Raw genomic sequence first — 20,923 nt, 5'->3', positions numbered from 1 at the left:
TGTTGCTCAAAGGCGTGTCCCCAGCCAGCTGCGTACCAGGCTCACCTTCGCCCAGCGGCCCATCGCGCAGCGCTGCGCGGCGTCGGCGGTGGCCAGGCGGGGTGTGGCCGGCAGCGGCTTGTCGAGCTTGGCGATCACGTAGATCTCGTTCTTCTCGATGGGCGGGAACGGCACGAAATAGCGCGCCTGCTCGCCGTCCGACGCGCGCGGCAGGATATCGGCCACCGCGGCCGGCAACGCGAACGGCACGCCGTCGACATGGACGCGCAGCCGGGTGCCGGGCAGCAGGTCATCGCTCAGGCTGCGCGGGAACACCGCCACCACCCGGGTCTGCGAACAGTTGCTGGCGCGCGCCAGCGTGGCGCCCGCGGCGACGCGCGTGCCGGGCGCGGCGAGGACGTCCTCGATCACCCCGGCATCGGTGGCGCGGATTTCCAGGTTGGACAAGCGCTCCAGCCTGCTTTGCTCGGTGGCGATCAGCTTGTCGACCGAGGCGCTATAGTCCTGCAGCTGCTGCATCTGCGCCTGCAGCTGCACGATGTCGGCGCTGAGCAGGACATGCTGCTGCTGCAGCGCCGCCACCGGTCCGTCGGTGGCCGAGATGAAGACCTTGCTCTTCGAGGCCTCGCGGTTGCCCACGGCATTGTCCAGCTCGGCCTTGACCGCGGCGCGGGCGTTGTTGAGCACCGAGAGCTGGTAGCGCGAGGCATTGGTATAGGCCTCGCTGACCGCGCCCGCCCACTGCATGGCCTGGTTGCGGTTGACCACCTCCTCCTGCTGGTCGACCTGCGCCTTGGCGGCGGCCAGGCGCGCCTGCAGCGCGCGCACGTTGGCGGAATGCTCCTGTTCCGCGGCGGCATGGTAGCGCTGCAGGTCGCGCGTGTTCGCGGCCAGCAGCGCCTGCTCGCCTTCGAGCTTGGCCTTGGCCGCGTCGTAGCGCTGCTGGTTGTCGAGCTTCTTGCCGGTGAGCTCGACCAGCAGGGAGCGGTCGATATTGGGATTCTGCACGGTCATCAGGCCCTGGCCCGCCTGGAAGGGCTTGCCCGCCGGCACCAGCTGCCCGGTCACCACGCCTTCCACCGGAGAGGTGATCAGGATCACCGGGCTGTTGACCACGGCACGTTCGGAACTGCGCGTGAACACATTGGGGAACATCACCGTCAGCACTGCCCAGACGACGAACAGGACGAAGCCGTAGCCGGCCGTGCGCGGCAGCAGCCGCCACAGGGGCCGCGCGGCCAGGGGCCGGCGCCAATCGGCGACCTGGCCCTCATGCGTCGGTCCGTGGAGCGCCGTCGCAGGACGGCCGCTGACGTCCTGGCGGTGTTCGAGAGAATCGGGTTCGAGCGAGTCGGGTTCGAGGGAGTCGGGCATGGCGTTCTCCAGCGAACAGCGCATGACAATACAAAAGCCCGCCAGGCTGCATGGTCGCAATGACGCCAGGGCGCCAGGGCACCACCACACAACCCGGCCCACATGTCCCCGTTTCGCTTATGTCGCAATGTGCGTACCGATGGCGAATCGCTGCATCGGCGCAACCTGAGAGAATCGGCCGTCCGGCCCGTCGGCTTCGCGCTGATCAGAGCGGGATGGCCAGGTCAGCGCGAGTACCTCGCGAGTACCCCTAAGGCTAGTCAAGCGGGTAAGCACCTGCTGTAAAAATATGTAAGAGCCGGCGTGCCCACGTCATAGGGATAGTGATGCCGGGCCCGATGCGCCACGGCAGCATGACGCTGTTCGCTGCGCTGAACCCGCAGCGCGTCGGCGCGGCCCGCGCCGATGCGCCGTCCATCCCGTCCCGCGCGACTTCAACGTCCCGGCGCGCCGCCGCCAGGGCGTGTGGTGCTGCCGCTGCTGTCTCCGCTGCCGCTGCCGCTGCCGGTATCCGTATCACGTTCGCCGCGGGGTGGCGCCATTCTGTGGGTTCTCCGGTGCAGCCGGTCCGTCGACCTCGACTTGTCATCGTCCGCCCGGCGTGCCACGGTGCCGTCGTCGCCGCTGTGCCGGGCGTCCTGGTCGCTGATCCGCTGATCGCTGTCGGCAGATGCATCGGCAGGTGGGGTCGCCGGTGCCGGATCGTGGGCGGCCGCACTGGCCGCGACGGTGCCGAGACCCAAAGCGAGTACGGCCGTGAGAGCGAGTTTGCGTTGCATGTCCAATTCTCCCTGGGAAAGAGGGCCACGGGTCCAGGACTGGTTGCATATCGCGTACCAGTGCGGGGCAGACGGCGAGGGCAACGCAGGCCAGGAGGATGCTGGCGACATGGTCTCGGAGACGAAAGAGCGTTGTGCTCCCCGCGGAAAATTTACCTGCGCTGGCTCGTGAAAATTTCACGGTGCGGGCGCGAGTGCTGTCCCGGCGATCTGGCCGTGGCATCACGCTGGGTCATCGCCCCCCCGCTGTCGCGCTTCACGGCAAATTGGCGGCTCACGCCTGGCGTCACCAGCGCGACGACGCGCCTGGGCGCCTCAACCAGACGCCGCCATGGCTCATCAGCCGGATTGTGGACGGATAGAAGCCAGCCAGCGCTCCGTCCAGCTGGCTCGCATTTCGTACACCCTTGCGGTCTGGCTTTGGACACGGACGCTCTCTAGACTCGCTGCGGGGGGACCACTGGTGCTTGCGCCCTCCCTTCCGCATGGAAGGGAGGGCTTCGGGCATACCATTCCGTCGTTGCTGACGAGACCTGGCCAATGACCTCGCTGCTCAACCGATTGAGGGGGCGCCCCGTGCTGCGGTGGCGGTGTGCCAGCTTGCTCGCCTGCAGCCCGTCCGGCGGCAGTCTCAGGCCGAACCGGGGCGTGGGTTCGCGGCCGGAAGCCGCCTACGCCATGTGCGGCGTCCTGCGGTTGACGTCCGCCTACCTGAAGGCGCGCGGGCAAAGGCTACGCGCGCCGGTCCCTCCCGCGCACCGCTGGCGTAGCGCGCATTACGACGCCGCTTGATGGCGGTATGCGGAAGGCAAGGTTGACTTGGAACCCGGCGTGGTGCCTGGATCGAATCCGTGGCAGATATCCGGTGGATGGGCCGCGCGCGTCACGACGAATCCCCGGCAAGCAGGCGCTGTGGGACCTGGCGCCAATTCCACGCCTTGCCTGCGCGCACGAGAATCCAGACCATGTCGAACCTGTCGTCCGGCCAGGGGGCAGGCGATAGCTGTTGGTCGGACAAATGATTCACGATCTGCGCGAGGAGTTTATGCTCCCACGCGATGAGCACGGCGCCGTCCCGATGCTTGACGTCGGCGACCAGTCCGTCCACGTCGTCCTTCAGGTGCTGGGTGACCAATGGCGTGGAACGTTCCATGTGCAGCAGGGCGGAAAGAGGACTGACCGTCTGCATCGATCGCCTGCTCTGGCTACCGGAACCCACGCCTGCCGCGAAGATGACATCCGGTGTGGCGATCTCTGCGGCTGCCGGACATGGATCGCGATAAAAGAACCGGACCAGCGCACCTGCGCGCTGCCAGCCGCGCGGGCTCAGGCTCTCTGAATCGGGCTTGCCCGATTCGTCCACCCCGCCGTCATCGGGAGAGGGCTTTTCCGCATGGCGGATGAGCATGACTTTCTGCAGTGACATGGTCCCTCTTCGCGAAAGGATTCAGCGCAGGTTGCCGGGGAGGGCGGGCCGTCCGGATGGACGCCATCAGGACGAGGGCATAGGGCATAGTAGTACATGGGAGACTTGCGGTATGGCATCCCCGATGCCCGAACGCGCCAATGGCACCAACGTCCCGCGGTCGTTGACATGGATGCGCTGGCCGATCCGCCGAAGAAGAAGGATCGCTCGCCACACTCTCGTGCTTCGGCTCAGCTCGCGCCGGCCGCGCGGCCATGCGCGCGTTGTCGCATGGCCCGCAAATCGATGAGCGACGGATCAATGGCGGCCAATGGCGCTCAATGGCGGTCAATGGCGGCTTAAGCATGTCCGCAAGGGTCTGATTGAGGACAGGCGGTTCTGCTTTGTCTTTTCCGGCAGGTTCATTAGGCTGGTTCTTTCCATGGAAGCGGGGCCCTCATGAACGCCAAGCAACGATTGACCGTGCAATCGACAAGTGGTGTCCTGCACGTCGTCGCCATCTGGCAAGGCTTGGCGCCGTACAGCGACAAGATTGGCGGTGTTTCGGCCCATGTGGATGCCGAGCGCGGGACAGAAAGCTTGAGCATCGATGTGGTCGACATGTGCGAGCATCGACTGATGCGCGTCGCAGCGCTGCTGAGCCACTCGCGCTTGCCCATGACGGCGATAGTCGAGCCGGTTTGGCCAAGCGGGCAAGCGCTGGCACCGCTGCCAGAGGCGGAGGCGGAGGCGGAGGCGGAGGCGAAGGCGAAGGCGAAGGCGAAGGCGAAGGCGGACGGCGGCTAGGGATCTGCCGGGCCTGGCGCGATGCGCAGGTCCCGCCAAAGCCAAGGCGGCCCCGGGAATACCGAAGACCCCACGCTTCCCGGCACGAAAGCGCCTCGGGAGCACCCACAGGAGCGCATGATGCAAGCATCAGATCTGGAATCGCTGAAGGCCGTGCAAGCCGCCAGCTTCGATATCGTCGTCGGACTGACCACAAAGACCCTGAATGCCTGCGAGCAACTGACGGCACTAGGCATGCAGATGCTCAGCGAGAGCCTGGCGGCAAGCCAGAAGCATGTGCTCAAGGCTGCCACGGTCAAGGACGTGCCAGAACTCGTAGCGCTGCAGATGAGCCTGGTCGAGCCGGCAACGGAAAGCATGCGAAGCTGGGCGCTGCGCCTGTGCGAGATTGCTGCCGGTGCACGTGCCGAGTACCAGAAGGTCGCGCAAGCCCATTTCGATTCAAGTCTGCGCAATATGCAGCAGGCCTTTGACAAGGCACAAGGTGCGCCGATTCGCACCGACGGCACATGGAGCGCCTGGCAATCGACCTTGGCTTCCACTGCTGCCTTCTATGATTCCATGCAGCAGGCGACCAGGTACGCCATCGAGCTGGCCGAACATCAGGTGATCGACGCAGCCACGGCTGCCTCGAGCGCCGCGCGCAAGATCAATGCGGAGTCAGCGCGTACGGAGGCAAGGCGCTGATCCCTCGGGGCCGGGCCCGCAATGGATCGCGCAGTCCTCGGTTTCCGGGCGAGGGCGCCGATTGGCAATGCGGAGGCCTGGCTCCAGTGGGAGGCGGGATGCTGGTCGCAACGGTTATCGTCCTGGTGCTCATGCTTCGTGCCATCTACGTGGGCGCGAAGGTTGGACGCGTGACGTTGATCCGGCGCTCGGGCCGCGGGCTGCTGCACGTCGAATTGCGTCGTTGTGTCTACATGGAGCGGCTGCCTGCGTATATTTCCCAGTTCCCCGTTCCGCGGGAGATGCGCATGCGGGTGGTGCGTATGGCGGGGATTGTCCTTTGGCGCGAGACGTGCAGCATCGCTTTGCCGGATGAGGCCTGCTCTCATCTCGCGGATATATCCATTCAGGAATACGACGAACAGTTTCCGCGCTGGGCGCGTGTCCGCGCCTTGATAGAGGCGGAGCCCGAGCGGAGCCTGAGAGGAAGGCCAAGCCACTGAGGCCCCTATTCGTACACGCATTCCGCCGCATGCCAGGCGCGAACGACCTCTTGAACGACCTCTTGAACGACCTCTACACAGCCTTCCTGCGTGCCACTGTCTGTTTTCACCCCCCTTTTTTTCCAGGCAGGAAGGGGGGTCTTTCTGGACCCTGCCGGGTGCGGCTCGGGCCGACGGATCGGACCCATCGCGATGGTGGATGTCCAGGTCCCGGTCATGCCATGGCGGCGGCACTGCGTGCCGCGTATGCGTCCGTTGCCGGACGGCGGTCCCGGGGATGCGTGGTGATCACCGGTTCGTCGGCAGGCACAGGTCGGGCCACGGCGCGCGCATTCGGGCGCATGGGCTGGCGCGTGGCGCTGCCCGCAAGGAGCGAGGCATCGACCGGCTTTGCGCTCACGCGAGGGTTTGGTATCGTTGGGCCCGCACGATCTTCACGTGCCCCGGAAGGCTGGCGGATCCCGGCGCGGATCCGCCCGGCGGAACACCCCGGGGCATTTGCCGATGCCGGGCGGAAAGACACTGCCCGCATGGCAAAGGCGATCAAGGACCCGAACTTCAGCCTGGACAGACAGCATATGAAAGACACGAGCTTCGACCCCCGCCGCGCAGCCCTGCGGCTGGCTTCCGCATTGCGCGCGGGCACGTCGATCGAGGCGTTGCCCGAGGAGGAGCGCCCGGCGACGCTGGAGGAGGGCTACGCGGTACAGGCTGGATTCGTCGAGCAGCTCGGCGAAGGCACGGCCGGCTGGAAACTGGCCGGCGCTTCGCCCCGTGGCCTGCGTGGGGCCTTGCCCAACCCGCCGGCCACCGGGGTGCTGATCCCTTCGCGCGTCTTCGCTTCCGGCGCGCCCGTGCGACTGCCTGCCGGCCGGGGCGCCACGCTGGAGGTTGAAGTGTCCTTGCGCTTTTCACGGGAGGTGTCGCCGGCGGACGAGGCCTTCGACGCCGCTTCGATGCTCGCGGAGGCTTCCCTGGCCGTGGAGGTGGTCTGCAGCCGCTACCTGGACCGCAAGGCCGTGGGGCAGCCGAGCTTCGTCGGCGACAACGTCGGCTTCCACGCCCTGGTCCGGGGCGACCGGCTCGGATTCACCGCCGGCTCGTCCTTTGACGGGGAGGCCGGGCTCTGGCGCGAGGGCGACCGCATCGCGGCTTCGCTGGCCGGCGACGACAGGACGAATCCGTTCTTGTCGCTCGCCTTCCTCTGGGACCGGCTCGGCAAGCAGCGCCTGCACATCGCCGAGGGTTCCGTCGTGACCACCGGCACGCTGACCGTGCCGGTCGACGTGACCCAGGGCGGTTACTACGAAGCGCGCTTGGGAGACGCCAAGGTTGCGCTGACGCTGGCGCACTGACACCAGCTGTTCTGACGCGGCCGTCCGGAGCCCGATTGCGGGCGGTCGCTGTGCCAGGCGGCAGCGAGGGACCGTCGCCGCCAGTGCAGTCGGCGCGCCTCAGCCAGCCATGCCGCGCAGCTTGAACAGGCCGACGGTGCCGGCCAGGGCTTGCGCCTGTTCATTGAGCATCGCCGAGGCGGCCGTCGATTGCTCCACCAGGGCGGCGTTCTGCTGCGTGGCCTGGTCCAGCTCGGCGACGCTGCGGTCGATCTCGCGGATGCCGGTGTTCTGCTCGCGCATGGCTCCGTCGATGTCGCCGATGATGCGGGTGACGCGCTGGATGTCGGCGACGATGTCGCCCATTGCGCTGCCGGCCGCCTGCACGCGCTCGGCGCCGTTGTTGACGCTGGCCTCGGCTGCCTGGATCAGTGCCTTGATCTCGCGCGCGGCGGTGGCGCTGCGCTGGGCCAGGGTGCGTACCTCGCCGGCGACCACGGCGAAGCCGCGGCCGTTCTCGCCGGCGCGTGCAGCCTCGACCGCGGCGTTGAGCGCGAGGATGTTGGTCTGGAAGGCGATGCTGTCGATCACGCCGATGATCTCGGCGATCTGCGTCGACGCCTTGGCGATCTCGTCCATGGTGCTGACCACGCTCGACACCACCGCGCCGCCGCGGTCGGCCGTTTCGCTGGCTTCGCCGGCCAGGCGCGTGGCCTGCTGGGCGTAGTCGGCGGAGTTCTTCACGCTTGCCGCCAGCTGGGTCAGCGCCGCCGAGGTTTCCTCGAGGCTGCCGGCGGAGGTCTCCGTGCGGCTGGACAGGTCGCGGTTCCCGCTTTCGATTTCCGCGGTGGCCGATGCCATGCTGTCGACGGCCATGCGCACCTTGAGCAGCACCTCGCCGATTTTCTCCACGAAGCTGTTGAAGGAGGCGGAAATCTGCGCCACTTCGTCATTGCCATCGACCGGGAGCCGGTGGGTCAGGTCGCCGGCGCCGGAACCGATGGTGTCCATCGCATCGCGTACCCGGGACAGGCGGCCGAACGCGTGCGCGGTGAAGAAGGCGGCGATGCCCGCGGCGGCCAGCGTGAGCAGGACCACGGCCGCGCACAGCATGCGCACCACGTGGCCGAGGCCCGCGGTGGCCTCGGCCTTGTCGAGCGCGATCACCAGGTACCAGTCGGTGCCGCTCACGGCCTTGGCCTTGAGCAGCTTGGGCGCGCCGGCCAGCTCGACCTCCTGGGGCGTGCTGGCGCCTGCCAGCGTGGCCAGCAGCTCCGGCGTGAGCGCGGCTGCCACCTCGGTGGCCGGTTTCAGTATCAGCTTGGCGTCGGGGTGCGCGATCACCTGGCCGTCGCGCGCGACCACGAATGCCAGGCTGGACGGCGTCGGGTGCACGGCGGCCACCACCTGCCGCACGTCTTCCAGCGGCACGGCCCCGCTCAGCGCGCCGGTCGCCTCGCCGTTGCGGAGCAAGGGGGCGGCGAAGGACACGTAGGGAACGCCGGTCGACACGTCGCCGTAGGGCTTGGTGACGGCGAGCTTGCCGGCGGCGATGGCCGACTTGTACCAGGGCCGGACCGTCGGGTCGTAGTCCTTGGGCGTGGTGGTGCTGGTGGATAGGAAGGTCTTGTCGGTCCAGCCGATGGTCGTGATCGGGAAGCCGTTGGCGTTGCCCATGTGCTTGACCAGGCCGCGCGGGTCGCCATGCTCGACTTCGTCGGCGGTGGTCTTGACCGCCAGCGCCTTGGCGGCGACCCATTTGTCGATGGCCAGCGTGTTGCTGCCGGCGATGGCGGTCAGGTTTTCGTCGATGCTTTCCAGGGTGCTGCTTCGTACGATCGAATAGGTGGCGGCGCCGCACAAGGCCAGCGCGCCGACCACGGTGGCCGAGGTGATGAGGACGATACGGATGCGCAGGGAGGACATCTTGGATCTTGCGGAGGTTGGAGTCCGGATGGGATGACGGTTGCGACTGGAACGGCGTGCCCTCGCAGCTCCCTGGGAACAGGAGATGGAGTCACATTGCAACCTACGGCGGCCAGGCGCGGAACTTGAGGCCTTGCCGCATGCGCCGTCATCGGATGCCGGCAGTCCGGCGTCGCCCGGCAGCTCGCGGGGCGGTTCTCCGCACGGTGCGACGTCTGCGGCGGCGCCACCCATGCCAGGCGGCGCGATGCCTGGCGGGGCATCGACCGCTCGCGTCATCGACGAAGAGGACGAAAAAGGCGAAGGAAGACGAAGGAAGACGAAGGAAGACGATTCGCTATTCCCAGACCAGGGTCGTTTCCCCCAGCAGGCGGCCGGCGAGGATGTAGTCGCCGTAGCGGATCGCCAGCGCCTCGAGCTCGCTGAGACTTTGCTCCGGGATCATCGCCAGGTCGAACAGGCAGTACAGGTGCCGCTGCCGGAAGGTGGCTTTCGGAATCCTCAGGCCGCGCACGAGCGCTTCGGGACTGCGCACGGCGATATGCTCGATGGTGCGGTACTGGACCCTGATGCCGTACCTCTCGCCGAGACTTTGCAGCTCGAGCGCGTCTTGCCAGGCACTCTCGTAATCGAGATCGACCGTGCCGATCACTCTCGAGTTGATGTGCTGAATCGCATTGGATCGACTGCGGGCGACAAAGACTGGCATCACGAACCTCGTCATCGGGGACATGTCAAGGAAAGAATCCAAGAACCAGGCGCCGCCGGGCGCTGCGGAGACACGGCACGGCAAATGGCCACGGTGACATGGGCTATGCCTCGGAACGGGATCGGCCGCGCTACGGCGAACGTCAGGCGACAGGGCTTGGGAGCCGATCGGCCTGGAGACGGCAACGATCGGCTACGCCCAGACTCGTGATTACGCCACGGCAATGACCTGCGTGTGACATCGGGCGGGAAAGGCCGGCCGCGGCGCGGACGGGCTCGCCCCGGCTCGCGAGATGGCGGCCGCGCGCCCGCGCCGACGGCGTGCCCGCGCGCTCAATCCGTGCCTGGCGCGGTCGAAGCCGAAGCCGAGGCCGCGGCCGGCCGTGCGCCGTCCGCGTCGCGCCAGCCCCCGCCCAGGGCCTTGTAGAGCGAGACCTCGCTGTCGAGCCGTGCCAGGCGATAGGCGACCAGCTGCTGCTGCGCCGAGTAGAGCTGGCGCTGCGCATCGAAGACGCTGAAGTAGTCGTCGACGCCGTTGCGGAAGCGCATGCGCGACAGCCTCTCGGTTTCGCGGATTTCCTCGATCATCGTGCGCTGCGCCTGGATCTGCCGGTCGTAGGTGCCGGTGGCGGCCATGCTGTCGGCGACTTCGCGGAACGCGGTCTGGATGGTCTTCTCGTAGTTGGCCACGTTGATGTCCTTGCGTACCTTGGCCAGGTCCAGGTTGGCCTGGTTGCGGCCGGCGTTGAAGATCGGCAGCGTCAGCTGCGGCGCGAAGACCCAGGCCAGGCCGCCGGAGAACAGGCCGGCCAGGCTGGTGCTGGCCACGCCGAGCGCGCCGGTCAGGGTGATGCTGGGAAAGAAGGCGGCGCGCGCCGCGCCGATATTGGCATTGGCGGCCTTGAGCTGGTGCTCGGCGGCGCGGATGTCGGGGCGCCGCTCGAGCAGGCTCGAGGGGAGTCCGGCGGGTACCTGGGCGAGCAGGTCGGGGCTGTCGAGCGCCGGCAACTGCTGCAGCCCGTCAGGCAGGGGGCCGCCGAGCAGCAGGGTCAGGGCGTTTTCATCCTGGGCGACCTGGCGCGTGTACTGCTCCACCCCGACCTGGGCCGTCTGCAGCTGGGTCTGGGCCCGGTGTTCGTCCAGCTTGGCCAGGGCGCCGGCGCGCTGCCCGCGCGACACCATCTCGGCGGCTTCCTGCTGGCTCTTCAGCGTGTCCTGCGACAGCGCCAGCAGCTCGCGGTCGGCCAGCAGCGTCAGGTAGGCATCCGCGACTTCGGCCACCAGCGTGATCTGCGCGCTGCGCCGCGCATCCTCGGTCGCCATGTACTGTTCCAGCGCCGCATGCTTGAGGCTGCGCACGCGGCCGAAGAAGTCGAGTTCATAGGCGGTGAAGCCGATGCCGGCGGTGAAGCTGTTGATCTGGGCGCCTTGCCCGGGGGCGCGCAGCCGCGGCGACACGCGCTGGCTGGTCAGGCCGGCATTGGCATCGATCTCGGGGAACTGCGCGGCGCGCTGCACCCGGTACAGGGCGCGCGCCTCATCGACGGCGAGGGCGGCGATGCGCAGGTCGCGATTGCCCGACAAAGCGCGTGAGATCAGTTCCTGCATCGACGGATCGACGAAGAACTCGCGCCATCCGACTTCCCCCAGCGTTGCCTGCGGCGCCGCCTGCGCGGCGCTGCCGGAGGCCGGCGCGTAGGCGGGGCCGCCGGGCCAGGCGGACGGGATCGGGGCATCCGGGCGATGGTAGGCAGGCTCCATGGTGCAGGCTGCCAGCGGCAGGGCGAGCGCGGCATACAGCCAGCGCGCGGCGGTGGGCGAGGGGCGGTTCTGTCGGGGCATGGGCGGCATCTGGAGAAGGGCGGATCGGAAGTGCTGGAGCATGGGCTTGCACCGGGGCGCGGCGGGGTGGCATCAGCCGGACAGCGCCCGCTGCAGCAGGCGCGAGATCGCCAGGCCGGGGCGGCCGGTGGTGGCGATGTTGAGGGCGGGTTCGCTGAACAGCAGGCGGATCAGGCTGTGGCGTGCCGCCCGGTCGGCATGCAGCGCGACACCTAGCAGCGTGCCCTGCCGGCGCACGATGCGGCAGGGAATCCAGCCGGTCTGGTGCAGCCAGAGCGCGCCCTCGGCCGGCACCGGCAGGACGGCCGCCGCCGGCGTCACCACGGCGGCGCCGTTGCAGGAGAGATTCTGCGTGCGCACGTCGTACTCCACGCCGCCGACGCGCAGCAGCGCACGCGCCGCGAAGGGGAAGCGCTCTTCCTTGCGCGGGCGCGGCAACTCGACGCAGACCAGCATCGAGGCCAGGTAGAGCGTCAGGGCGATGGCGGTCCAGGCGGTGTTGAAGGCCAGCCCGGGCGCGTCGGGGTCGGCGGCGAGGGCGTGCGCGAGTCCCAGCGCCGACACCAGCATCAGTCCCAGGTAGAGCGCGGCCAGCTTGCCGTGGATCACCAGGCGGGAGCGGTCGAGTCCCTTGTTGGTGACCTTGAACGGCCGGCCGAACGGCTTGAACAGCGCGCTGGCAAGCGAGACGGAGACGGCCAGCGCCGCCACGATCTGCGTGACCTCGGTGAAGATGGGCATGGCGCGGCAGCGCGTGATCCACACGCTGTAGGCCCAGTACGCGATCAGCGCCGGCGCGCCGTAGGCGAGGAACTGCAGCGGGTCGGCGGTGGACAGGGTCGGCACGTCGAAGTACCAGTACAGCAGCGGACCCGCCAGCAGCATCAGCGTGAAGGGGCGGCTCAGCCAATGCAGCAGGCCGTGGACATAGTGCAGGCGCTGCCGCCAGGTATAGCCGCGTCCGCGCAGCGGCCCGTCGCGGGTCAAGGCCACCTGGATGGTGCCGAGGCCCCAGCGGCTGCGCTGGCTGATGTACTCGGGCAGGCCTTCGGCGGACAGGCCGATGCTGAGCCGCTCGTTGAGCCAGCGCGTGACGTAGCCGAGCGGCAGCAGGCGGTAGGTCAGGTGGATGTCCTCGGTCACCGTGCCGGTCGGGAAGCCGCCGATGCGGCCCAGCAGGTCGCGCCGCACCACGAAGGAGGTGCCGATGCAGAAGGCCGTGCCCCAGGCATCCTTGGCCGGCTGCATGACGTCGAAGAACGCGCGCTGCTCGTCCACCCAGCATTCCTGCGAGCGCAGGTTGTACTGGATCGGGTCGGCGTTGTAGTAGAACTGCGGCGTCTGCACCACGCCGACCTCGGGATCGGAGAACAGGCCGATGGTGCGCAGCAGGATGCTGCGGTGGGGGGCGAAGTCGGCGTCGAGCACCAGGATGTAGGGCGCGCCGCCCGCCTCCGCGCTCACGCCCAGGCCGTTGTTCAGGTTGCCGGCCTTGGCGTGCGTGTTGTCGGCGCGTGTCACGTAGTGCGCTCCCACCTCGGCGCAGAAGGCCTTGAGCCAGTCGCGCCGGGTGTCGTCCAGCACCCACACGCGGAAATCGGGGTAGTCGATGGCGAGCGCGGCGACGATGGTCTTCTCCAGGATCTCCAGCCCCTCGTTGTAGGTGGCGATGAAGATGTCCACGCGCGGCACCGTGCGCGCGCCGCAACGCGGCTTCGCCGGCGTCCGCCGCGCGCGAGTGGTCGCTGGTGCGGCTCAGCACGACGATGGAGAACAGCGTATAGGCCATCGTCATGGTCTCGAAGGCGAAGAACAGGTACCCCCAGAGGCTGGCGAAGTCCATGCGGAACTCGGGCAGGGTCTGGCTGGCGCGCCAGCCCAGGTAGGCCAGCAGCAGGACCGCGGTGACGGCGCCGAACAGGATGCGGTCGGCGCGCCGCTGCGGGCTGCCGAGCTGGCCCAGGCCGAGCACGGCCACCAGGACGCCCCCGTTGATCGCGACCAGGATCGGGTAGTCGAGGAAGAAGGAGAACATCGAGGTCAGCATCGTCACTCCTGTTGCGTGGCTGCCGCGCGGCCGGGCGGCGGCGCGGGACATGTCGCGCCCAGGCAGCCGCCGGGACGGAAGGGGTTCCAGCCGGCCGCGGCCAGCACTGCCCAGGCGGTGGCGCCCAGGTGCGGCAGGTGGAAATAGAAGAAGTCGTCCGAGGTGGAGGTCGGGCCGATGCGCAGGCCGGTGCTGATGCGGGCCTGCGGCGTGGCATAGAGCAGGCCGGACGGCGCGCGCTGCGCCTGCAGCAGGCGCCACAGCGGGTCGGTCGGCGGCAGGCGCTGCGCGCCCAGCAGCACCAGGGCCGCCTGCGCCGTCCCTTCCGTCCACATGCCGTCGGGGTCGGCCTTGAAGCCGAAGCCGCCTTGCACGCCGTGGCGGCGCGCCACCCAGTCCAGGCTGCGCTGCCAGGGGCCGGCGTCGTCGGGCATGGCGACCAGCGGCCACAAGGAGGCATCCAGCGCGGACGGGCCCGCGTTCAGCGTCCGGCCATCCTCGCCGGTGCCGATCAGGAAGCGGCCGTCGCCGGCATTCCACATGGCCGCGACGAAGCCGCGCGCGCGCGCGGCTGCCGGGATCCAGCGCGGCGCGCCGGAGGCCTGGGCCAGCCAGTGGAAGGCGGCGTAGGCGTCGACGTTGTGCTCGGTCGATTTCCAGCCCTGGCGCAGCGGCCGCGGCTCTTCGCCGAAGAAGCCGCCGGCGTAGCCGGCCGGCGCGGCCGCGTCGAAGGTGTGCTGTTCGATCCAGCCCATCAGGGCGGCCGCGCCATCGAGATAGCGCGGATCGCGCGTGGCCTGGTGCAGCGCCAGCAGCAGCAGCGCGGCCCAGGCCACGTTGCCGGTCGCGGTGCCCGTCTGGTAGGCATCCTCGAACCATCGCCTGGATGGCTCGTTCCACCAGCCGGGCAAGGGTACCGGTCCGGCCGGCACCGGCCCGGCACGGTAGGCGTTGCGCAGGCGCGCGTCATGATAGAAGCGGTCCTGCGCGCCGGCCTGCAGCATGGCGTCGCCGATGCGGCGGGCCCGCTGCGCCTGCCCGCAGGCGATCAGCGCGATGCCCGCCAGTGCATTGTCGTAGACGAAGGCCGCCTGGCGCAGCGCGGGGGCCAGCGGCTCGCCGCCGGGGGCGGCTTCGTAGCTGGCCAGGAACAGGGGGCCGCTGCCCGGGACGGCGTCGGCCAGCCGCGCCAGCGTGAGGCAGCCGGCGGCGAACAGCGCGGCGCGCGGCGTGCCTTGCGGCGGCGGCTGCGCCTCGGCATGCGGCGCGCGGCCCGGCGGGAGCGCCAGGGCCAGGCCCAGCAGGCAGGTCATCAGGATGGAGGCGGCGTGGCGGCTGGACATGACGGCGGGCTCCTGGTGCCGTGGCTTGCCGCGCCCGCCTCAGAGGCGCATCCCCAGCCAGCTGCGTGCCAGGCTCACCTTCGCCCAGCGGCCCATCGCGCAGCGCTGCGCGGCGTCGGCGGTGGCCAGGCGGGGTGTGGCCGGCAGCGGCTTGTCGAGCTTGGCGATCACGTAGATCTCGTTCTTCTCGATGGGCGGGAACGGCACGAAATAGCGCGCCTGCTCGCCGTCCGACGCGCGCGGCAGGATATCGGCCACCGCGGCCGGCAACGCGAACGGCACGCCGTCGACATGGACGCGCAGCCGGGTGCCGGGCAGCAGGTCATCGCTCAGGCTGCGCGGGAACACCGCCACCACCCGGGTCTGCGAACAGTTGCTGGCGCGCGCCAGCGTGGCGCCCGCGGCGACGCGCGTGCCGGGCGCGGCGAGGACGTCCTCGATCACCCCGGCATCGGTGGCGCGGATTTCCAGGTTGGACAAGCGCTCCAGCCTGCTTTGCTCGGTGGCGATCAGCTTGTCGACCGAGGCGCTATAGTCCTGCAGCTGCTGCATCTGCGCCTGCAGCTGCACGATGTCGGCGCTGAGCAGGACATGCTGCTGCTGCAGCGCCGCCACCGGTCCGTCGGTGGCCGAGATGAAGACCTTGCTCTTCGAGGCCTCGCTGTTGCCCACGGCATTGTCCAGCTCGGCCTTGACCGCGGCGCGGGCGTTGTTGAGCACCGAGAGCTGGTAGCGCAAGGCATTGGTATAGGCCTCGCTGACCGCGCCCGCCCATTGCATGGACTGGTTGCGGTTGACCACCTCCTCCTGCTGGTCGACCTGCGCCTTGGCGGTGGCCAGGCGCGCCTGCAGCGCGCGCACATTGGCGGAATGCTCCTGTTCCGCGGCGGCATGGTAGCGCTGCAGGTCGCGCGTGTTCGCGGCCAGCTGCGTCTGTTCGCCTTCGAGCTTGGCCTTGGCCGCGTCGTAGCGCTGCTGGTTGTCGAGTTTCTTGCCGGTGAGCTCGACCAGCAGGGAGCGATCGATATTGGGGTTCTGCACGGTCATCAGGCCCTGGCCCGCCTGGAAGGGCTTGCCCGCCGGCACCAGCTGCCCGGTCACCACGCCTTCCACCGGCGAGGTGATCAGGGTCACCGGGCTGTTGACCACGGCACGTTCGGAACTGCGCGTGAACACATTGGGGAACATCATCGTCAGCACCGCCCAGACGACGAACAGGATGAAGCCGTAGCCGGCCGTGCGCGGCAGCAGCCGCCACAGGGGCCGCGCGGCCAGGGGCCGGCGCGCATCGGCGAGCTGGCCCTCATGCGTCGGTCCGTGGAGCGCCGTCATGGGGCGGTCCGGGCGGGCATCCTGGCGGCGTTCGAGCGAATCGGGCATGACATTCTCCGGTGCGTGGCGCATGACAAAAGCAGAGCCTGCCGCGCGCCGCATGGTCAGCGCGGTGGGCAAGGCGCGGACGCAAGCCGGCCCAGCGCTTAAGCACTGTGCAGACTGGCCCGCTTGTCCCCATTCCGCTTATTGTGTGATGTGCATGTCGATGGCGAATCGCCGCATCGACGCACGATCAGGACGACCGGCGTACCGGCCCGTCGGTTCGCCCCGTAGCACCGGGGCGTGTCACTGGATTGGCCCTCCGGCCACGTTGGTTTCGCGCTGGCAACCGCGAGGCCGCAAAACCAGAACGAGTATCGTAAGGCTAGTCAAGCAGGCAGGCGATTGCTGTAAGAATGTGTAAGGGTCGGCCTTGGCACAGCGCAACAGGATGTAACCCAGGTCGCCATGGCTTTGAGCCTTGTCCTACCCTGTACGACCGTCGAGCCATGCCATGCCGCATGGCTCGATGTTCTGCCAAGGCGGACTTGTCCGCACAGTCGGGAGGCAAGCACGATGCAACGATCACGCGAGCATTTCGCAGCGACTTATCCATTGCAATCAGGCGGCACGCAACTGGTCGAGATATGTGGCCCCGCATTGCGGCGGCTGGGCCCGTTCGGCACGGACGAGGCATGCCGGCAGACCGCCGCCAGGGTCTTGCCGCGCTTGCGGCTGGTGCGCCTGCCGGTGCAGGCGGCGGAGCCGGATGCGCAGGCCGTGCGCATCCTGGCGAATGCCGAGGCGATGTGCGAAGTGTCGCGGCGGTGCATGCTGAAACTGCCGGAGGACCCGGAGCCGCCGGCGCGTGCGTCACGGCGGGCGCGATGCGGCGCGCAGCGTTCCGTGCTGGCGATGGCATTGGCCATGGCACGATCCGGGCACGCTCACGATCCGGCGGCCAGTGCGGCCAGTGCGGGAAGTGCGGCCGGCAGGGCGTTCCGGCCTTGCCGCGGCGGCGCGGGCATCGGAAGACGCGCCACGTCACCGGCCGCAAGGCGCATCGCGCCATAGCGCCATAGCGCAACAAAGTGTAAAGCCGTGGCGTGGGGCAAGGCTGACCAGCTATGTTGTAGATAGTCTTTGCTCATCTGTGCCGCCTGCCGAGCCGATCGCGCGAACCGGACGTCGATGCGATGCTTCGCGCGGCCCGATGCCGGCACGCATGCCGCGCGACGCGTCGACCGCCATCCTGCGTCGCCGGTAGTGGTCCTGATCCAGACCGCCGTCTTGGCGGCTCCTTCTTCGCCCGCGTCACACGCGGGCTTTTTTTCCATGCCGGCGGCGTTTCCTGGCGGAGGCGAAGCGTGCGCGCACGCCAGCCGCGAGCGCTTGCGGAGCCGGGCACGCCGCGCGGCCGGCTCCTGGTTCATGGCTCGATGGCAAAACGTAAGGCCTGTATCCAACCGTAAGCCTTGGCCGTGCGGACGAATCTCGGCGCGTTCCGCGCGGTCTGTCTCCACAGGGAGGTCGCAATGCCGCGGGCGCGGCGGCACAGCGCGTTCGGCGGTGATCGACACAAGCGACAAGGGGATTGCGATGAAACCGGTTCGGAAACTATGGGTAGCGGCAATCGTCGGCATGACTGCGGTGGCGGGGCATGCCGCGCCACGGCAAGGGAACGGCCAGCTCGTCGCCGGCCCGGGTGACACGGCTCCTGCGGCAGGTGCGCCGGGCATGGGTGGATATCCTGCGGGCAACCAGAGCGGCGCGGCGGCTCCGGTGAACCCGCGGGCCGATCCGGCTCCGATGGGGATGGCCGCCGAGATGAGCGGCGCCACCAGCGACCGCGCCATCACCATGAACGTCAAGTCCCAGCTGCTCGCGGAAAAGGGGCTGACTTCCTCCGGCATCCAGGTCAGCACGCAGGACGGTGTGGTCCGCCTGAGCGGCACGGTGAAGAACGACAGCGAACGACTGACAGCGCTCAACGCGACGCGCTCGGTGGCAGGCGTCAAGTCGGTGGAAGACGCGATGCGGGTCGGCAAGTAGCGGGCGCAAGGACAAAGGCGCGGCCTGCCCGCCTGCTTGCACGGGAGGCACACCGCAGGCGGGGCAGGCGCGCGGCCCGGCTGGCGCCGCGCGGTCGGGGGCGGGTCGGGGGCAAAGACGCTACGCTATGGGACGCACGGGTCGGTGGGAGGCTGGAGGTCCCGCTCGGTCAGCTGGTCCTCGACGCCGCGGATGATAAGCAAGGCATCGTGTTCCCGTGCCTGCTGCACGCCCGCGGCAATGGCGGCCGCCCGGGACGTAAAGCAGCAGCGTTCGCCGCCAGGTCCATCGGAAACCACTTCCCACTGACCATTGCTGGCGCACGCCACTTGGATGGTAGCGATCGTCATGTTCGGCATCGCATCGTCGATATCTGCATAACGAACTTATAGGTGAAGGGGGTGCCGTACGGTATCGGACGACCTCCTACATTGGTGCGTTTCCAGACGGCCGGGCCATCGCGGCCGAGAGCGCTGACAGTCGCCATGTCCTTTGGCTTGCCCATGTGGCGCAATGCCCATCCCGCAGTGCCCGTCCGTCCCCCAGGCGCTGCCGCGCACCCGGTCCCTCCTTGCGGACCTGAAGCGTGTGCGGCGGGAGACTAGACTGGAAGCAGATCACCGGAAGCAGATCACCGGAAGCAGATCACCGGAAGCAGATCACCGGAAGCAGATCACCGGAAGCCGATCACCGGAAGCAGAGAACAGGGGGCCGGACCGGCAGCGATCGCCAGGGCCTGCGCGCGCGCCTGCGCCGTGCGGGAACCGGGGAGCGCGCCATGCCGCCGTGCCGCAGCGTGATGAAGAGGGATGCTCGCCGTGGTGAATCCAGGAGGGCCGCGCTGATGCGGCTGCTCGAGGAGTTCGCGCTCGCCTTGCTCGTGCTGGCGAGCGCCGGCGTGGCATGGCTGTTGTTCACGCCCCCCGGCCACCGTTGGCTGGCCGGCCTCAGCCTGGCCGAACTGCGTTGCCTGGGGGCGTTCTGCGTCGCCGCGGGCGTGCTCGGCGCCTGGTACTGCGCACGTCGCTGGCGCCGCGCCGGCTGATGCCGGCCCGGGCATGCCTGGCCTATGCCGCCATATATGCCGGCATATCTGCCGGCATATCGATATGCCGATTCGATTGTTCCCCGCGGCCCTGGCGCAGTCCTATCCGGCACGTCCGATCCGCCTCGTGGTGCCCGATCCGCCAGGCGGCGCCACCGACGCGCCGGGGCGGCGGCCGGGCAAGCCGCTCGGCGAGCGCCTGGGCCAGCCGGCGGTGGTTGAGCACCGCGCCGGCACGGCGATCGGCGCCGGCCGCCGCCCCTGCCGCCGCACTCAGAACAGGCCCGTGGTCGGCGGCGCCTCGCCCTTCAGCAGCCAGGCGCCGACCACCGCCGCCTTCCACTGGCGCGGATTGTGGTTGGCCACGGTGCGGGCATTGCGCCAGTGCCGGTCCAGGTTGTACTCACGGTCGCAGGACGAGGCGCCGCCCACGTCGAAGGCGAACTCCGAACTCTTCAGCGCGGCATCGACGGCGAAGTACTGGGCCTGGGCCACCGCGATGGAGGCTTCGGTCAGCGATGCGTTGCTGAGCCGGTCGGCCCAGGCCGCGTCGATCGCCTCGGCGGCGCGCAGGGTGGTGGCCTCGGCGGCGAAGACGAGGGCGGCGATCTGCCCGATGGTCTCCTGCACATAGGGGTCGTCCACCGAACGCTGCGCCGAGCTGTGCTTGATGGGGCGGGCCTTCTCGCGGGCGAACCAGGTCGCGTCATGGAGCGCGTTGCGCGCGATGCCGGCCTCGGTGGCGGCCAGGTATAGCTGGAACAGCGGGGTGACCGGGTTGCGGCGGTCGCGCGGGAAGTAGCTGATGCGCAGCTCATCCGCCTCGACGCGGAGATCGGCGAAGCGCGTGGTGCCGCTGGCGGTGAGGCGCTGGCCGATCGCGTCGAAGTCGTCGACCAGCTCCAGTCCGGCACGGCCGCGCGGCACCGCGAAGTGGGTCTCCTTGCCGTGCTCGTCCAGCGCGATGGAGCTGATCCAGTCGGCGTACAGCGCGCCGGTGCTGTAGTACTTGGTGCCGTTGACGACGTAGTGGTCGCCCCGCCGCCGGATGGTGGCGCGGATCTCGCCATGCCTGCCGCCGCGTTCCACACCGCCGTTGCCCACGATCTGGCCCGCCAGCAGGCGCTGGAACCAAAGCTGCCGCTCGGCCTCGTTGTCCTGGCCGGACAGCAGGCCCTCGACGAGGCCGAAGTTCGGGCGCAGCGCCTGGGCCAGGTTGGAGTCCACCGCGGCCAGGTCGATCAGGAAGCGGATCGCGTCGCGCATGCTGCCGCCGGGGCCGCCATAAGCCTTGGGGATGCGGAAGGTCAGCAGGCCGGCGTTGGCGACTTCGCGGGCCAGGGCATACGGTAGTTCCCGTTCGCGTTCACGTTGTGCCGCGCCATGCGCGATGCGGGGCAGCAGGGCCTGCGCGCGCTGGAACAGCGCGGCCGCGTCGCCGGCGGGCGGCAGCGGCTGGCCGGGCGGTGCCGGGTGCGGATTGATGGCGGTGGCGGTGGCGCCGGCGTGGGCGCGTGGAGGCGCGGCGGCGGGCGCCGCCGGCAAGCTGTCGGTATCAGCCATGGCGATGAGGTGTCACGAGAGGGAGGTGGAAAGGGTGGATGCTGGACGGCGACCGCCGATGGCGTCGCGGCCGGCTTCGCCTGGATGCGCTGGCGCGCGGCGGCGCGGTCGTCGCCGAGCCGGGCCAGGCACCACGTTAGCAACGCCGGGCCGCTCCGGCAAACAAGCGTTTCGTCTTTGTATATGCGGTTCTGACTCAGGCCGGCGGCGGCGCG

General features: G+C 69.1%; 17 protein-coding genes and 1 pseudogene. 6 read left to right on the top strand and 12 right to left on the bottom strand.

The genetic code is table 11. From position 1 onward, the window contains the following. Positions 1-6: 6 nt before the first annotated feature. The 3 genes from BKK79_RS25050 to BKK79_RS25045 form a co-directional block, all read right to left on the bottom strand. Positions 7-1,374 carry an HlyD family efflux transporter periplasmic adaptor subunit gene (locus BKK79_RS25050; protein ID WP_084085623.1) on the bottom strand — a complete coding sequence of 456 codons (1,368 nt, stop codon included), beginning with the start codon at positions 1,372-1,374 and terminating at the stop codon, positions 7-9. A 434-nt stretch (positions 1,375-1,808) separates the two neighbouring features. Further along, a complete protein-coding gene (locus BKK79_RS40555) occupies positions 1,809-2,153 on the bottom strand; it encodes a hypothetical protein (protein WP_157128516.1) in 345 nt (114 codons plus the stop codon). 883 nt (positions 2,154-3,036) lie between these two features. Then, positions 3,037-3,579, bottom strand: a complete 543-nt coding sequence (locus BKK79_RS25045; protein ID WP_071039153.1) for a phosphoglycerate mutase family protein — start codon at positions 3,577-3,579, stop codon at positions 3,037-3,039. A gap of 438 nt (positions 3,580-4,017) precedes the next feature. Here BKK79_RS25045 and BKK79_RS25040 point away from each other — a divergent pair, with 438 nt between their 5' ends. The 4 genes from BKK79_RS25040 (at position 4,018) to BKK79_RS25025 (ending at position 6,889) form a co-directional block, all read left to right on the top strand. After that, positions 4,018-4,365, top strand: coding sequence for a hypothetical protein (locus BKK79_RS25040; protein ID WP_071039152.1), 348 nt, complete (start codon positions 4,018-4,020; stop codon positions 4,363-4,365). A 153-nt stretch (positions 4,366-4,518) separates the two neighbouring features. Next, the gene (locus BKK79_RS25035; RefSeq protein ID WP_198173396.1) at positions 4,519-5,052 is read left to right on the top strand and encodes a phasin family protein; all 534 of its coding nucleotides are present in this window, start codon (positions 4,519-4,521) and stop codon (positions 5,050-5,052) included. Between the two features lie 98 nt (positions 5,053-5,150). Then, positions 5,151-5,534: a hypothetical protein gene (locus tag BKK79_RS25030; RefSeq protein ID WP_071039150.1), complete on the top strand. Its 384-nt coding sequence runs from the start codon at positions 5,151-5,153 to the stop codon at positions 5,532-5,534. A 530-nt stretch (positions 5,535-6,064) separates the two neighbouring features. Further along, complete coding sequence (locus BKK79_RS25025; protein ID WP_084085148.1) at positions 6,065-6,889, top strand: hypothetical protein; 825 nt, start codon at positions 6,065-6,067, stop codon at positions 6,887-6,889. 99 nt (positions 6,890-6,988) lie between these two features. Here the strand turns inward: BKK79_RS25025 and BKK79_RS25020 are convergent, their stop codons facing one another. From BKK79_RS25020 to BKK79_RS41205, 7 genes and pseudogenes are all read right to left on the bottom strand, one after another. Beyond that, positions 6,989-8,794: a methyl-accepting chemotaxis protein gene (locus BKK79_RS25020; RefSeq protein WP_071039149.1), complete on the bottom strand. Its 1,806-nt coding sequence runs from the start codon at positions 8,792-8,794 to the stop codon at positions 6,989-6,991. 337 nt (positions 8,795-9,131) lie between these two features. Beyond that, on the bottom strand, positions 9,132-9,503 hold the full coding sequence (locus BKK79_RS25015) for a PHA-granule associated protein 4 (RefSeq protein ID WP_071040355.1): 372 nt from the start codon (positions 9,501-9,503) through the stop codon (positions 9,132-9,134). Positions 9,504-9,835: 332 nt separating this feature from the next. Further along, entirely contained in the window at positions 9,836-11,344 is a 1,509-nt protein-coding gene (locus tag BKK79_RS25010) for an efflux transporter outer membrane subunit (RefSeq protein WP_157128515.1), read from the bottom strand. A 72-nt stretch (positions 11,345-11,416) separates the two neighbouring features. After that, positions 11,417-13,379: pseudogene (locus BKK79_RS25005) on the bottom strand (glycosyltransferase). 14 nt (positions 13,380-13,393) lie between these two features. Beyond that, a complete protein-coding gene (locus BKK79_RS25000; RefSeq protein WP_232346442.1) occupies positions 13,394-14,734 on the bottom strand; it encodes a hypothetical protein in 1,341 nt (446 codons plus the stop codon). A gap of 39 nt (positions 14,735-14,773) precedes the next feature. Then, positions 14,774-16,066: an HlyD family secretion protein gene (locus BKK79_RS24995; RefSeq protein ID WP_071040353.1), complete on the bottom strand. Its 1,293-nt coding sequence runs from the start codon at positions 16,064-16,066 to the stop codon at positions 14,774-14,776. 929 nt (positions 16,067-16,995) lie between these two features. After that, positions 16,996-17,385 carry a hypothetical protein gene (locus BKK79_RS41205; protein WP_198173395.1) on the bottom strand — a complete coding sequence of 130 codons (390 nt, stop codon included), beginning with the start codon at positions 17,383-17,385 and terminating at the stop codon, positions 16,996-16,998. Positions 17,386-17,785: 400 nt separating this feature from the next. Here BKK79_RS41205 and BKK79_RS41200 point away from each other — a divergent pair, with 400 nt between their 5' ends. After that, positions 17,786-18,100, top strand: a complete 315-nt coding sequence (locus BKK79_RS41200) for a BON domain-containing protein (protein ID WP_071039148.1) — start codon at positions 17,786-17,788, stop codon at positions 18,098-18,100. Positions 18,101-18,225: 125 nt separating this feature from the next. Here the strand turns inward: BKK79_RS41200 and BKK79_RS24980 are convergent, their stop codons facing one another. After that, positions 18,226-18,450 (bottom strand): DUF2188 domain-containing protein, encoded by a 225-nt coding sequence (locus BKK79_RS24980; RefSeq protein ID WP_071040352.1) that lies wholly within the window; start codon positions 18,448-18,450, stop codon positions 18,226-18,228. A 494-nt stretch (positions 18,451-18,944) separates the two neighbouring features. On the opposite strand from BKK79_RS24980, the gene BKK79_RS24975 reads away from it, so the two are divergent. Continuing rightward, complete coding sequence (locus tag BKK79_RS24975; RefSeq protein WP_071017748.1) at positions 18,945-19,145, top strand: hypothetical protein; 201 nt, start codon at positions 18,945-18,947, stop codon at positions 19,143-19,145. 273 nt (positions 19,146-19,418) lie between these two features. Here BKK79_RS24975 and BKK79_RS24970 read toward each other — a convergent pair whose 3' ends face one another. Beyond that, positions 19,419-20,708 (bottom strand): acyl-CoA dehydrogenase family protein, encoded by a 1,290-nt coding sequence (locus BKK79_RS24970; protein WP_084085140.1) that lies wholly within the window; start codon positions 20,706-20,708, stop codon positions 19,419-19,421. Positions 20,709-20,923: the final 215 nt, after the last annotated feature.

Source organism: Cupriavidus sp. USMAA2-4, from assembly GCF_001854305.1.
Taxonomy (GTDB): Bacteria; Pseudomonadota; Gammaproteobacteria; order Burkholderiales; family Burkholderiaceae; genus Cupriavidus; species Cupriavidus malaysiensis.
The sequence above is the reverse complement of the archived record's forward strand: the minus strand, read 5'-3'. Positions and strand labels throughout refer to the sequence as shown.